We start from the raw sequence: 12,810 nt of genomic DNA on the forward strand, positions 1-12,810 counted from the left end.
TTAGCCCGGTTCAATTCGAGGAGCGGCAACGTTTAAAGGGCTAGGCAAAGTGTCCGGGAAACTGGGGGAAGCCCAAACTGGCTACGGTCATCACGTCGGCGGCTGAGGTTGAGCTCACGGAGGACGAAGAAGATGACCTCCAGCGATACATTGATGTGACCCGGGGAGAGCTTTTTTTCGCGCGCGGAATCATCTTCGTTGAAGGCGACGCAGAGCGATTTCTCATACCAGCGTATGCAGATAAATTGGGCGTTGACCTCGATGCACTAGGCGTGACAATTTGCTCTGTTGCCAGCGCCAACTTCCTTCCATACGTGAAACTTGTCGGACCTAATGCTCTAAGTATCCCTTTTGTGGTCATCACCGACCTAGACCCACAAGAGGGCGGCACGCCACTAGCTGACCTCCGTGTGCGAAACATACTGAAAGTGTGGATGAACGAGAAGGATGTCGAGGACGATGTCAATGACCTTCTCAAACAGGCCGAGGGTGAAGGCATCTTCGTCAACGACAGGACCCTGGAAGTCGAGCTATTCAAAGCTGGAATGGGACCAGCCATGGTCTCGGTGCTGTCCAAACACGCGAACTCCTGGGGAGAGGAGCGCCAGAAGTTGATGAATGCTTGGATAGCGGCTCCCACCACTCTCGATGAGAAAAAGCTTCTTGGTTGGATAAAAGAGGTGAGTAAAGGACGCTTCGCTCAAGCCCTGGCCGGGCATGTCGAGGCTGCGCTTTGCCCTGACTACATCAAGAGGACGCTGGAGTATGTCAAGAATGGCTTCACATCGCTCTAGCTCCAAGTACCTGCAGGCAGCGCAGCAGCTTAGGGACAATCCCGGCCAATGGGAAGCTTACGAGTCCACCAATAGCTGTTGCGTCCTGGCGGGGCCAGGAAGCGGTAAGACCAAGACGCTGGTCACAAAGCTCGCACGAGTCTTGGCAGAAGACGTGCGCACGCCGCGCGGGGTAGCCTGCATCACGTTCAGTAACGAAGCTGCGCGCGAACTCTCTCGCCGCCTGCGACAGCTTGGAATGGAGCAGTCACCGCAGCTTTTCGTTGGAACTGTTCACTCGTTTTGCCTACTGCACTTGCTGCTGCCCTTCGGAGAGCTCGCCGGCCTGCCACTACCATTTCCGCTCAAAATCGCCACGGAGAATCAAGCAGCACGCATTTACAAGACGGCGGCGGAAGAACTTCGAGGAGTTGGTCAACCGACTCGCAAAGACGAGGTCGACCGGTATCGCCGAGTGAACCTGGACCGCGACAGCAAGGCCTGGACACAAGACCCTGAAATGGCGGCGCTGGCCGACGCCTACGAAGAGGCGTTGCACAAACAGGGACTCATCGACTTTGATGACATCGTCCACTACGGTCAGCGACTAGTTAACGAGCATGACTGGGTGCTGAAAGCCGTACGTGCGAAGTTTCCGGTTCTGGCTGTCGATGAGTACCAATATTTGGGCGGTGCGTTAGACCGCATCGTTAGGCGGCTGACCGTCCAAGGAGGTGTGAGGCTGATTGCAGTGGGTGATGTCGACCAATCGGTATACGGATTCACTGGAGCAAATAGCGAACTACTTGCAGACCTGTCTCAACTGGACGGCATCCAGGCTATCCATCTCACGGTGAATTACCGAAGCGGCACTGGGATCATTGAGGTAGCGCAGAGAGCTCTGGGTAAGGATAGAGGGTACAAGTCGTCGGAACCAGACAGGCAGGCCTCAGTCCAGATACACAAATGTGACGAGGGCCTGCAGCATCAGGCCGAGTACGCAATGCAGACGTTGATTCCTGCAGCGCTAGCATCGAAGGCGGGGCGGCAGCTTGGGGATATTGCAGTGCTGTACCGAAACCGGAATGTTGGTGACGTGGCCGCTATCCAAGCAGTAACCGCCGGGTATCCATTCGTGCGCATAGACAATGCCGCACCATATCGCAAAGTCCCTCTCACGAGTTGGGTGGAAGATTGCGCCATTTGGTGTGCCGGGGGCTGGAAGATCTCTGGGCCACCATTACGAGACCTACAAGGCCGTTGGCGGTCATTTCATGGCGGTCTCGCTGATAGGGCCGCGCGAGATGCAGCGGCGAGGCTTACAGGATTTCTTTGGTCGCACCGGGGCAACGGCCCCGCGCTCGGTTTCGTTGAAGCCCTTAAAGATGAACTGCTCGGCACACTAATTGACGCACGTGGAGAACTGGCAGACCAGGCAGCACACGTCAACAACATGCACAAAGCGCTTCAACCAGAAGGAGTACTAGCGGGGACAACGAAAGCACAGCTCGGCCGACGTGACGGAGCACCAAAGCAGCTAAATCTATTGACGCTTCACTCAGCTAAAGGCACTGAGTATGACGTCGTCATCATCCTGGGCCTTGATCAAGGCGATTTCCCTTCCCCAAATTGGTTTGACAACACTCTGGAGAAAATGGAAGAGGCGCGGAGATTGTTCTACGTCGGTGTCACGCGTGCCCGCGACGAGGCTCACCTTATGTACAGTGGCTTTCGGAAAAACCAGTACGGCAAAATTTATCGCGATGGACCATCCGAATTCTTGAATGGTCTGCTGCCCTAGACCTACCGCTGTTCATCGGTGAGCGACGACCTTAAATCTACGCTTCTAAAGTGAACCGACCAGCTTTTTTCAAGATGATTCAGACCCTCGGACAATTACTTCATCAGTTCACTAAATGACTGTTCCTAGACATAGAGCAGTCATTCATGTCAAAACCTGATGGGCTGCAATCGCTGCATAGCAGCCCTTTGACGTCCTGAATAGGTCAACTATTGGCGCTGATAGACGCTACCCAGTCACTCCCGAAACTTAGAACCTAGCGACTAGAACTGCACGAAGTGCAAAACTGAGCAAAAGGAGATTTCGAGCCTTAACGACCCAACTTCGTGCAAGATCCCGTCCTAACTCACTGCCAATTTCAGAATCCATTGCAGACCGCGACCAACTAAACCCCTGTCGCCCCACCAACAACAACCCCCTAAACCGCCAACGTCCCCCCATCCACCGCCAACGTCACCCCATTCACATAACTAGCCAGCCCCGACACCAAAAACACCGCCGGCCCCGCCAGCTCCTGCGGCACGCCAATGCGCCCAGCCGGAGTCCGCTGGATAAAGCCTTGCAGGCGCTGCGGGTTGTTGCGGGTGGCTTCGGTCATGGGGGTGTGGATGACGCCGGGGGCCAGGGCATTGACGCGGATGCCGTCGCGGCCCAGGTCGAGGGCTAAGGTTTGTGTGGCCATTTTTACGGCGCCTTTGGAGGCGGAGTAGCCCATGGCATTGCCCTGCGCGATAAAGGCCGCGCCCGAGGCGATGTTGAGGATGCAGCCGCGCGTGGCGCGCAGCGCAGGCAGCCAGGACTGCACCATGTTGTAGAGGCCAAAGACATTGACATCGATGACCTGGCGCAGGTGGCGCGATGCCTGGGGGTGGTCGATGCCTTCGCGGATCAGCAGGCCAGCGTTGTTGACGAGGGTGTCCACCGGGCCGATGTCGCTGCCGATGCGGGCGGCCAGTGCCTGGCAGGCCTCCAGATCGGTGACATCGAGCGCAAAGGCCCAGCCGTCTGTGCCTGCGGCTTTTACCTGGGCCAGGGTGTCGGCGCAGCGCGCAGTGTCCAGATCGGTCACTATCACGCGGGCGCCGGCCTTGGCATAGCTGATGGCGATGGCCTGGCCGATGCCGCTGGCCGCGCCGGTGATGAGGGCCAGGCGGCCTTGCAGCAAGCCGGGCGTCTCGGGGAAATGGCTGGGGGCCTGGGGCTGGACAGGGGCTTGCGCGGGTACGGATGTTGGGTCGCTCATGCTTAGGCTCCTTGTCCAGTTTGACTGCGGCTCTGACGTTCGGCTTGGTTGTGGGCCTCCAGCTGCGGTGCGGCCTGGCGAGCCTGGCGGGTTTCCAGCCAAGCGTAGAGCTGGCCGATGATGCCCTTGCGGAACAGCATCACGACGACGACAAAGACGAGGCCCTGGATGATCAGCACCCACTCGGCCATGGCGACCAGGTAGTTCTGCATGCTGACGATGATGGCTGCGCCAATGACGGGGCCCAGCAAGGTCTGCAGGCCGCCTACGATGCAGATGAGCAGCGCCTCGCCCGAGGTGGTCCAGTTCACATCATTGAGCGTAGCCAGCTGGAAGGTGATGACCTTGAGCGCACCGGCCAGGCCGGCGAGCGCGGCCGACAGCACAAAGATCACCAGCTTGTAGCGCAGCACCTGGTAGCCCAGCGACTGGGCGCGTGCCTCGCTGTCGCGGATGGCGCGCAGCACCTGGCCGAAGGGCGAGTAGACGATGCGGTAGATGAGCCAGAAGGCGGCGGCGACCAGGGTGGCGGCAAAGTAGTACAAGGTGATGTTGTCGGCCAGCGAGATAAAGCCAAACACCTCCGGCCGGGGCACGTTCTGGATGCCGTCCTCACCGCCGGTAAAGGGCAGGCGCAGCGCAAAGAAGTAGATGACCTGGGAGAAGGCCAAGGTGATCATCGAGAAGTAGATGCCATGGCGGCGGATGGCCAGCAGTCCGGTGACCACGGCCACGGCCATCGCGCAGAGCATGGCCAGCAGGATGGCGGCCGAGCCGTCCCAACCCCAGACCTTGATGGCATGCGCCGCGGCGTAGCCTGCCGTGCCAAAAAACATCGCATGGCCAAAGGACAGCAGGCCGGCGTAACCCATCAGCAGGTTGACCGATGCGGCCAGCAGCGCGTAGCACATCAGCTTGATCAGAAAGACCGGGTAGGCCACCAGCGGCGCCAGCAGCAGGGCCACCAGCGCCAGCACCAGCAAGATGGTGTTGGTGCGTTGTGAGAAGAAATGCATGTTCAATCCTTGGGAAAGACAAGAGCTTGGGTGGAGACCCAGGGGGCAGGGCGGTGCGGGCGCATCAGTGCGCTCTGCCAAACAGGCCGTTGGGGCGCACGGCCAGCACGATGATCATCACGATGAAGATGACCACGCCGGCGCCCTCGGGGTAGATGACGCGGGTCAGGCCCTCGATGGCGCCCAGTGCAAAGCCGGTGATGATCGATCCCATGATCGAGCCCATGCCGCCGATGACGACCACGGCAAAGACGATGATCATCAGGTTCGAACCCATCAGCGGGCTGACCTGGTAGATGGGCGCGGCCATCACGCCGCTGAAGCCGGCCAGGCCCACGCCCAGCGCATAGGTCAGGGTCAGCATGCGCGGCACATTGATGCCGAAGGTGCGCACCAGGGGCGTGTTCTCGTTGGCGGCGCGCAGGTAGGCGCCCAGCTTGGTTTTTTCGATGAAGTACCAGGTCACCAGGCAGACGGCCAGGCCCGCCAGGATCACCCAGACGCGGTACATCGGCAAAAAGCTCAGGCCCACATCGATGCCGCCTTGCAGCGGGTTGGGGTAGGGCTGGCCGCTGACGCCAAACCACAGCCGGAACGCGCCCTCCATCAGGATGGAGATGCCGAAGGTGAGCAGCAGCGCGTAGACATGGTCCACCGCATAGAGGTGGCGCAGCATGGTGCGCTCCAGCAGGATGCCGAAGGCCGCCACCACCAGCGGCGCCAGGATCAGCGCCCACCAGTAGCTCAGCCCCAGGTAGTGCAGCAGGCCCCAGGCCACAAAGGCGCCCAGCATGTACTGCGCGCCGTGGGCAAAGTTCACCACATGCAGCAGGCCGAAGATGATCGACAGGCCCAGGCTCATCAGCGCGTAGAACGAGCCATTGATCAGGCCCACGACGAGCTGGCCAATCAGCGCGGCTGTCGGGATTCCGAAAAGAGTATCCATTGTGTTGTCTCCGCCTGTCACAGTCCCAGCAGCGCTTCGATCTCGTCGCGCCGCGTTTCCAGCTCGGCGCGGTGGAAGTGGCTGGCCACGCGCCCTTCCTCGATCACGTAGAAGCGGTCGGCCACCGATGCGGCAAAGCGGAAGTTCTGCTCCACCATCAGCACCGTGTAGCCGCGCGCGCGGATCATCTCCAGCGTCTGGCCGATCTTCTGCACGATGACCGGCGCCAGCCCTTCGGTGGCCTCATCGAGCAGCAGCAGGCGTGCGCCGGTGCGCAAAATGCGGGCAATGGCCAGCATCTGCTGCTCACCGCCCGACAGGCGGGTGCCCGGGCTCTTGCGGCGCGCTTGCAGGTTGGGGAAGACCTGGTAGATCTCCTCCACCGTCAGCCCGCCGGGGTGCAGTACGGGCGGCAGCATCAGGTTCTCTTCGGTGCTGAGGCTGGCAAAAATGCCGCGCTCCTCCGGGCAATAGGCGACACCCAGGTGGGCAATGGCCTCGGGCGGCAGGCCTTCGGTCGGCTTGCCCTGGATGCTGATCCGGCCTTCGCGCTTTTTGAGCAGGCCCATGATGGCGCGCAAGGTGGTTGTCTTGCCGGCTCCATTGCGGCCCAGCAGGCAGACGACCTCGCCTTCGCCGACATGCAGGTCGATGCCGTCGAGCGCCAGGGTTTCGCCATACCAGGCGCGCAGGTTCTGCACTTGCAGCATCTGGCGCGGTGCGGCGTTGCTGCCGTTGTTGGCGTGGGCGTTTTGGTTGTTCTCAGGCATGGGCGGCCCCTCCGACATAGGCTTCAATGACCCTGGGGTCGCGCGATACCTCGTCATAGCTGCCTTCGGCCAGCACCTGGCCGGCCTGCAGCACAGTGACGGTCTCGCACAAGTGCGATATCACCTTCATGTTGTGCTCCACCATCAGCACGGTGCGCCCCTGCGCCACCTTGCCGATCAGCTCCACCACCGGCCAGATGTCCTCATGGCCCAGGCCCGCCATGGGCTCGTCCAGCAGGATCATCTCGGGCTCCATCGCAATGGTGGTGACCAGCTCCAGCACGCGTTTGCGGCCATAGGGCAGGTCGCAGGCCTTGACGTTTTTCCAGCGCGTCAGGCCCACGCTGCCCAGCAGGTCCATCGCGCGCTCGTCCAGCGCGCTCAGCACCTTGACCGAGCGCCAGAAGGTGAACGTGCCGCCGGTCTTGCGCTGCAGCGCAATGCGCACGTTCTCCAGCACCGTCATGTGGCTGAAGACGGCCGCAATCTGGAACGAGCGCACCAGACCCAGCGCCGACACGCTGGCCGGGTCGCTGCGCGAGATATCACGCCCGTTGAACAGCACCTGGCCCGAGCTGGGGCGCAAGAAGGTGGTCAGCAGGTTGAAGCAGGTCGTCTTGCCGGCCCCATTGGGGCCGATCAGCGCATGCACCGAATGGCGCTTGACCTTGAGGTTCACGTCCTTGACGGCATAGAAGCCGCTGAACTGGCGGCAGAGCTGGCGCGCTTCCAGGATGGGGGCATCGGCCTCGGGGGGAGCAGTCATCGCGGCGCCTCCGATCAGATGAAGGACTGGGTGGCGCCGCCGTCGACCAGCATCGATTCGCCGGTGACAAAGCGGCTGTCGTCAGACGCGAAGAAGCAGGCGGCGCGGGCAATGTCCTGCACTGTGCCCAGGCGCCCCATCGGCGTCTTGGCGATGCGCAGCCGCACTTTTTCTGCATCCACGTTGATGCCTACGCCTTCGGTCGGGATGGAGCCGGGGCAGACCGAGTTGACGCGGATGCCGCGTGGCCCCAGCTCTGCCGCTGCTGCGCGCGACAGGCCCAGCGCACCGGCCTTGACGCCGCAGTACACCATGCCCTGGGGCATGCCGATAAAGGCGGCCGCCGAGGCGATGTTGACGATGCTGCCGCCGTCGTCCATGGCTTCGGCTGCCGTCTGGATGCCCCAGACGATGGAGTTGAAGCCGGTGCCCACCATGCGCTGCAGCGCTTCGGGCGTGATGTCGGCAATCGGGCCGTAGCGCACCCAGATGGCGTTGTTGACCATGATGTCGAAGCGGCCGTAGCGCTGCTTCAGATCGGCAATCGCGCTGCTGAAGCTGTCGCGGTCGGCCACATTGCCGCCATAGGCATGGGCGCGGCCGCCCTGGGCCACGATGGCTGCGGCCACCTCGGCGGCCTTGTCCTCGGCGCGGTCCAGAATGCCGACGCTGCCGCCCTCGTCAGCGATGGCTTGGACGATGGCGCGGCCGATGCCCTGTGCGCCGCCGGTCACGAGTGCAACCTTGCCTGCAAAGCGTTGTGTCATGGTGTTTGTCTCCTGGTCTCAATAAAAATGGGGTTCGCCGCGCCGGTCTCAGCGGGGGCTCTGGCTGTCGTCAAAACGGGCTTCTTCCAGCCCCGTCAGGGCCAGGCCGTCGATGACGAAGACGGCCCCCGCATCCGGGTGGCTGGAGCGCAGCAGGTTGCCGCTGTTGCTGATCGAGGTGAGGTAGATGGTTTGCAGCGCCGGGCCGCCAAAGGCCGGGCAGGTGATGAAGGCATCGGCGGGAAAATCCACCGTGGCCGCCAGCTCGCCATTGGGTGTAAAGCGGGCCAGCTGGCCGTTCAGCACCATGGCCACCCAGAGGTAGCCCTGGGCATCAACGGTGGCGCCATCGGGCGCCAGGCCGAGCGCGGCGGTGTCAATAAAGGCCTCGCGCGCACCGCAGGCGCCGGTGGCCGGGTCATAGGCATAGCGCCAGATCTGGCGCGCCGGGCTGTCGGCAAAGTACAGCCAGCGGCCGTTGGGGCTGAAGCAGGTGGCGTTCGCGACCTGAAAGCCCTGGTCCAGCTCGCGCAGGCGGCCATCGCCGCTCAGTTGGTAGAGCTTGCCGGTGGGCGACTGCGGCGTCATGCTCATCGAGCCGACCACAAAACGGCCGCCCCGGTCGCAGCGCCCGTCGTTTAAACGCATGCGCTCGCCGCTGTGCTGCACCTGCACGCCCATTGGCGTGATCTGGCCGCTGTCCGGGTCCAGAAAATGGAAGTCGTCCTCCAGCGCCAGCAGCAGGCGCCCGCTGCGGCACAGCGCGATCGAGCCGATATGGGCATGCAGCGCCCACTGCTGCTGCCGGCCATCTGCCGGCCAGTAGCGGTGTACCAACTGGTCGCGGCCATCAATCCAGTACAGCGATTGCGTGGCCACATCCCACAGCGGGCATTCACCGAGCAAATCGCGCTGGGGCAGCAGAGGATGGATGCGCGCGGCCAGCGCCTGCGCGGTGAGGGCGTTCATGTCTTGTCTCCTGGTGCGGGCAGCCAAGGGGGCCTGGCTGCTGCGGCTGCGCCGGCCTTTTCTGGTGGGGCCGTGCGCGTACCGGGCGGGTGTTGGTGTTAGCTGGCGACGGGTGCCGTCGGCAGTTGGTAGCCCTTGAACTGCTCGCGCAGCCGGGTCTTGAGCAGCTTGCCGGTGGCCGTGTGGGGCAGCTCATCGACAAACTCCACCGCATCGGGCAGCCACCAGCGCGCCAGCCGGTCCTTCATAAAGTCCAGCACTTCCTGGCCGCTCACATCGGTGCCGGGCTTGCGCACGATGACCAGCAGCGGGCGCTCCTGCCAGCGCTCGTGGTGTACGCCGATGACGGCGGCTTCCTTGACGGCGGGGTGGGCCAGCGCCAGGTTCTCGATGTCGATCGACGAGATCCATTCGCCGCCGGACTTGATGACATCCTTGGCGCGGTCGGTGATCTGTACAAAGCCCTCTTCATCAATCCGGGCCACATCGCCGGTGTTTAACCAGCCTTGCGCATCCAGCGCCGAGCCGGGCTCTTGCCCGTAATAGGCGGAGATGACCCAGGGGCCGCGCACCCGCAGCTCGCCAGGGGCTGGGTCGCCGGGCGGCAGTTGCTGGCCCTCGTCATTGAAGATGGCCACATCCACGCCATACATGGGCCGGCCCTGGCGGGCGCGCACATCGATGCGCTCATCGCGGGCCAGAGCCTCATGCTGGGGCAACAGGGTGCTGACGGTGGCCACCGGGCTGGTCTCGGTCATCCCCCAGGCCTGGTTGGCGGTGACGCCCAGCAGGCTGTCGAACTGGTCGATCATCGCGCGGGGCGCGGCAGAGCCGCCCATCATGATGCGTTCGAGCTTCAAGGCATCCTTGTCGCAGGCAGGCAGGCTTTCCACATACTGCAAAAAGCCCATCCAGACGGTGGGAACGCCCAGCGAGAAGGTGCAGCCCTCATCGCGCATCAGCTGGTACAGCGCCTTGCCGCTCAAATCCGGCCCGGGCAGCACCAGCTTGGCGCCGCACATGGCGCTGGCATAGGGCAGGCCCCAGGCGTTGACATGGAACATCGGCACGGTGAGCAGCACGCAATCGCGGGCGCGCAGGGCCAGGCCATCGGCAGCGCAGACCACCCAGGAATGCAGAACCGTAGAGCGGTGGCTGTAGAGCACGCCCTTGGGGTTGCCGGTGGTGCCCGAGGTGTAGCACAGCGATGAGGCGCTGTCTTCGGCCAGCTCGGGCCAGTCAAAATCGCCGGCGTCCTCGGCCACCAGGTCCTCGTAGCACAGCAGCGGGGCGGGCAGGTCCATGGCCGGCATCTGGCCAGGCTGGCACAGCGCCACATAGGCCTTCACCGTTTTGAGGCTGGGCGCCAGTTCGGCCACCAGGCCGGCAAAGCTCAGGTCAAAGAACACATAATCATCGGCCGCGTGGTTGATGATGTAGCGGATCTGGTCGGCAAACAGGCGCGGGTTGACGGTGTGCAGCACCGCACCGACGCCCGATACGGCGTAGTACAGCTCCAGATGGCGGTGCGTGTTCCAGGCCAGGGTAGCCACGCGTGCACCGCTGGCCATGCCCTGGCGCAGCAAGGCGGCGGCCAGGCGCCGAGAGCGCTGGGACACGGTCAGCCAGTTCGAGCGCGTGAGCTCGCCATCCGGCGTGCGGGAGACGACTTCCACCTGGGGATGAAAGCGTGCTGCATGTTCCAGCAAGCCTGAAATCCGCAGCGCGCGCTGCTGCATTAGCCCTTGCATGTTGCTCCTTGTTTTGTTTTATATACCTGTCGGCAGGTAAAAAGTTTAGCAGCCGCAGCAGCGCTGCAAGCTCGGGATTACCCTGGACTTGTCCCCTCCAAAACGCTTGCGGGGAAACCCTGTTGTTTACCGGTCGGCAAGTAGGCATGATGCAGCGAGAACAAGGCGGAGGCGGCCTGCCATCCCCTATCGAGCCGGTGCCCCGCTGCGGTGTGGCGGGGCGGCCGGCACCAGCCAGCAGGAGACGAAGAGCAATGGACAATCACACAATCCACCAAGTGGATGCGGTCATCGTGGGCGCCGGTTTTGGCGGTCTGTGCGCAGTGCACAAGTTCCGGGAGATGGGGCTGAAAATCCAGGCCTTTGAGGCCGGCGGCGATGTGGGCGGCGTCTGGTACTGGAACCGCTACCCCGGCGCGCGGGTGGACCTGCCCAGCATCGACTACAGCTTCTCCTTCTCGCCTGAGATCGAGCAGGAATGGACCTGGTCCGAGCAGTTTGCCGCCCAGCCCGAGCTGATGCACTACTTCAACTTTGTCGCCGAGCGGCTGGACTTGCGCAAGCACTACCAGTTCAATACCCGCGTCGACAGCGCCCGCTGGGACGAGGCACGCCAGCTGTGGGTGGTGCGCACCAACCGGGGCGAATGCTATGAGGCGCGTTACTGCATCATGGCGACCGGCCCGCTGTCGGTACCCAAGGAGCCCGAGATTGAAGGTATTGAGCGCTTTGGCGGGCAGATCCTGCGTGCGGCGCGCTGGCCGCATGAGCCCGTGGATTTCAGTGGCAAGCGCGTGGGCGTGATCGGCACCGGATCGACGGGTATCCAGATCGTGCAGGAAGTGGGCAAGCAGGCCTGCGAGCTGTTTGTCTTTCAGCGCACGCCGAGCTTTACGATGCCGATGCGCAATGTGCCGCTGGAGCCCGCGTACGTGGCCGAAGTCAAGCGCCACTATGCCGGCATCCGCGAGCTGGCACGCAACAGCAATGTGGGCGGCGTGCGGCCGCAGTCAAGCCGCCCGTTTTTCAGCGTGACGCCAGCGCAGCGCCGGGCGCTGCTGGAAGATGCCTGGCTGCAAGGCGGCCTGGCGATGCTGGGCACCTTTGCCGACCTGATGCAGAACGAGCAGGCCAACGAGGAAGTGGCCGAGTTTGTGCGCGGCAAGATTGGCGAGGCGGTAGATGACCCTGCCACCGCCGAGGCGCTGAAGCCGCGCGGCTACCCCATCTTTGCCCGCCGCCCCTGCCTGGACACCGGCTACTACGAAACCTACAACCAGCCCCATGTGCATCTGCGCGACTGCATCAGCGACCCCATCGTGTCTATCACTGAGAAGGGCGTGCGCACGCAATCGGGCGAGGTGGAGCTGGATGTGCTGATCTTTGCAACCGGCTACGACGGCCTGACCGGCGCGCTGCTGGCCTTTGAGGTGGAAGGGCGCGACGGCCTGACGGTGCAGCAGAAGTGGAAGGAGGGCGCGACCTCATGCCTGGGCATCATGATGCATGGCTTCCCCAATTTGTTCATGACCACCGGGCCCAATGGCCCATCGGCCCTGGCCAATGTGGTGCGCACCAGCGAGAACGATGTGGACTGGACGGCCGCTGCCATCCGCCACATGCAGGCCCAGGGTTTCAGCAGCATCGAGCCCAGCGCGCAAGAGGAGCAGGCCTGGATGGACCTGGTCCATTCGCTGGCGCCGCGCACCTTGCTGTCCAAGGCCAAGACCTGGTATGTGGGCGCAAATGTGCAGGGCAAGGCCCCGGGGCTGACCATGTTTACCGGGGGCTTCCAGAAGTACCGTGAGCACTGCAACGCCGCCATCCAGAAGGGCTTTAGCGGCTACCACTTTGCGCAGAAGCGCGGACGCGCGGCAGACGCCAGCGCAACAGTGGAAAACGCCGCGCACTGATACCCTGGGTTTGCAAGTCCCTGACAGGCCAAGCGGTCTTCGGGGGCTGTGCCTGCCTGCGCCCTGCAGTTGGGCATTTTTATCTTCCACCAAGA

Annotated in this window: 11 protein-coding genes and 1 pseudogene; 4 read left to right on the forward strand and 8 right to left on the reverse strand. The window is 63.0% G+C overall.

Translation table 11 applies throughout. The annotated features are described in order from the left end of the window. Positions 1-155 precede the first annotated feature (155 nt). The 3 genes and pseudogenes from LPW39_RS23605 to LPW39_RS13280 form a co-directional block, all read left to right on the forward strand. A pseudogene (locus tag LPW39_RS23605) lies at positions 156-362 on the forward strand (ATP-dependent endonuclease); the annotation flags it as partial. A 72-nt stretch (positions 363-434) separates the two neighbouring features. Then, positions 435-794: a site-specific integrase gene (locus LPW39_RS13275; RefSeq protein ID WP_230775578.1), complete on the forward strand. Its 360-nt coding sequence runs from the start codon at positions 435-437 to the stop codon at positions 792-794. Then, entirely contained in the window at positions 775-2,574 is a 1,800-nt protein-coding gene (locus LPW39_RS13280; protein ID WP_230775580.1) for an ATP-dependent helicase, read from the forward strand. Before LPW39_RS13275 ends, LPW39_RS13280 begins: the two co-directional genes overlap by 20 nt. A gap of 418 nt (positions 2,575-2,992) precedes the next feature. Here LPW39_RS13280 and LPW39_RS13285 read toward each other — a convergent pair whose 3' ends face one another. The 8 genes from LPW39_RS13285 to LPW39_RS13320 all read right to left on the reverse strand — a co-directional run bounded on the left by LPW39_RS13285 (position 2,993) and on the right by LPW39_RS13320 (position 10,802). Then, the gene (locus tag LPW39_RS13285; RefSeq protein ID WP_230775582.1) at positions 2,993-3,817 is read right to left on the reverse strand and encodes an SDR family NAD(P)-dependent oxidoreductase; all 825 of its coding nucleotides are present in this window, start codon (positions 3,815-3,817) and stop codon (positions 2,993-2,995) included. A 2-nt stretch (positions 3,818-3,819) separates the two neighbouring features. Then, on the reverse strand, positions 3,820-4,833 hold the full coding sequence (locus LPW39_RS13290; protein ID WP_230775584.1) for a branched-chain amino acid ABC transporter permease: 1,014 nt from the start codon (positions 4,831-4,833) through the stop codon (positions 3,820-3,822). Between the two features lie 64 nt (positions 4,834-4,897). Beyond that, positions 4,898-5,779: a branched-chain amino acid ABC transporter permease gene (locus LPW39_RS13295; RefSeq protein WP_021028133.1), complete on the reverse strand. Its 882-nt coding sequence runs from the start codon at positions 5,777-5,779 to the stop codon at positions 4,898-4,900. 17 nt (positions 5,780-5,796) lie between these two features. Further along, positions 5,797-6,489 carry an ABC transporter ATP-binding protein gene (locus tag LPW39_RS13300; RefSeq protein ID WP_230776007.1) on the reverse strand — a complete coding sequence of 231 codons (693 nt, stop codon included), beginning with the start codon at positions 6,487-6,489 and terminating at the stop codon, positions 5,797-5,799. Positions 6,490-6,541: 52 nt separating this feature from the next. Next, positions 6,542-7,315 carry an ABC transporter ATP-binding protein gene (locus tag LPW39_RS13305; RefSeq protein WP_230775585.1) on the reverse strand — a complete coding sequence of 258 codons (774 nt, stop codon included), beginning with the start codon at positions 7,313-7,315 and terminating at the stop codon, positions 6,542-6,544. 14 nt (positions 7,316-7,329) lie between these two features. Then, positions 7,330-8,082, reverse strand: coding sequence for an SDR family NAD(P)-dependent oxidoreductase (locus LPW39_RS13310; RefSeq protein ID WP_182327830.1), 753 nt, complete (start codon positions 8,080-8,082; stop codon positions 7,330-7,332). Positions 8,083-8,130: 48 nt separating this feature from the next. Continuing rightward, positions 8,131-9,051: an SMP-30/gluconolactonase/LRE family protein gene (locus LPW39_RS13315; protein ID WP_230775587.1), complete on the reverse strand. Its 921-nt coding sequence runs from the start codon at positions 9,049-9,051 to the stop codon at positions 8,131-8,133. A gap of 98 nt (positions 9,052-9,149) precedes the next feature. Further along, the gene (locus LPW39_RS13320) at positions 9,150-10,802 is read right to left on the reverse strand and encodes a long-chain fatty acid--CoA ligase (RefSeq protein WP_230775589.1); all 1,653 of its coding nucleotides are present in this window, start codon (positions 10,800-10,802) and stop codon (positions 9,150-9,152) included. Positions 10,803-11,056: 254 nt separating this feature from the next. Between LPW39_RS13320 and LPW39_RS13325 the strand changes: the two genes are divergently transcribed. Further along, a complete protein-coding gene (locus tag LPW39_RS13325) occupies positions 11,057-12,715 on the forward strand; it encodes a flavin-containing monooxygenase (RefSeq protein ID WP_230775592.1) in 1,659 nt (552 codons plus the stop codon). Positions 12,716-12,810 lie beyond the last annotated feature (95 nt).

Origin of the sequence: Comamonas koreensis (assembly GCF_021026195.1) — a bacterium.
In the GTDB taxonomy this organism is placed as follows: Bacteria; Pseudomonadota; Gammaproteobacteria; order Burkholderiales; family Burkholderiaceae_C; genus Comamonas; species Comamonas koreensis.

What these genes read in the sequence shown, in the direction of transcription:
- LPW39_RS13300 (WP_230776007.1), bottom strand. Translation starts at nt 6,489, where the DNA reads ATGCTGCAAGTGCAGAACCTGCGCGCCTGGTATGGCGAAACCCTGGCG.
- LPW39_RS13295 (WP_021028133.1), bottom strand. Translation starts at nt 5,779, where the DNA reads ATGGATACTCTTTTCGGAATCCCGACAGCCGCGCTGATTGGCCAGCTC.
- LPW39_RS13315 (WP_230775587.1), bottom strand. Translation starts at nt 9,051, where the DNA reads ATGAACGCCCTCACCGCGCAGGCGCTGGCCGCGCGCATCCATCCTCTG.
- LPW39_RS13290 (WP_230775584.1), bottom strand. Translation starts at nt 4,833, where the DNA reads ATGCATTTCTTCTCACAACGCACCAACACCATCTTGCTGGTGCTGGCG.
- LPW39_RS13310 (WP_182327830.1), bottom strand. Translation starts at nt 8,082, where the DNA reads ATGACACAACGCTTTGCAGGCAAGGTTGCACTCGTGACCGGCGGCGCA.
- LPW39_RS13305 (WP_230775585.1), bottom strand. Translation starts at nt 7,315, where the DNA reads ATGACTGCTCCCCCCGAGGCCGATGCCCCCATCCTGGAAGCGCGCCAG.
- LPW39_RS13275 (WP_230775578.1), top strand. Translation starts at nt 435, where the DNA reads ATGAACGAGAAGGATGTCGAGGACGATGTCAATGACCTTCTCAAACAG.
- LPW39_RS13325 (WP_230775592.1), top strand. Translation starts at nt 11,057, where the DNA reads ATGGACAATCACACAATCCACCAAGTGGATGCGGTCATCGTGGGCGCC.
- LPW39_RS13320 (WP_230775589.1), bottom strand. Translation starts at nt 10,802, where the DNA reads ATGCAAGGGCTAATGCAGCAGCGCGCGCTGCGGATTTCAGGCTTGCTG.
- LPW39_RS13280 (WP_230775580.1), top strand. Translation starts at nt 775, where the DNA reads ATGGCTTCACATCGCTCTAGCTCCAAGTACCTGCAGGCAGCGCAGCAG.
- LPW39_RS13285 (WP_230775582.1), bottom strand. Translation starts at nt 3,817, where the DNA reads ATGAGCGACCCAACATCCGTACCCGCGCAAGCCCCTGTCCAGCCCCAG.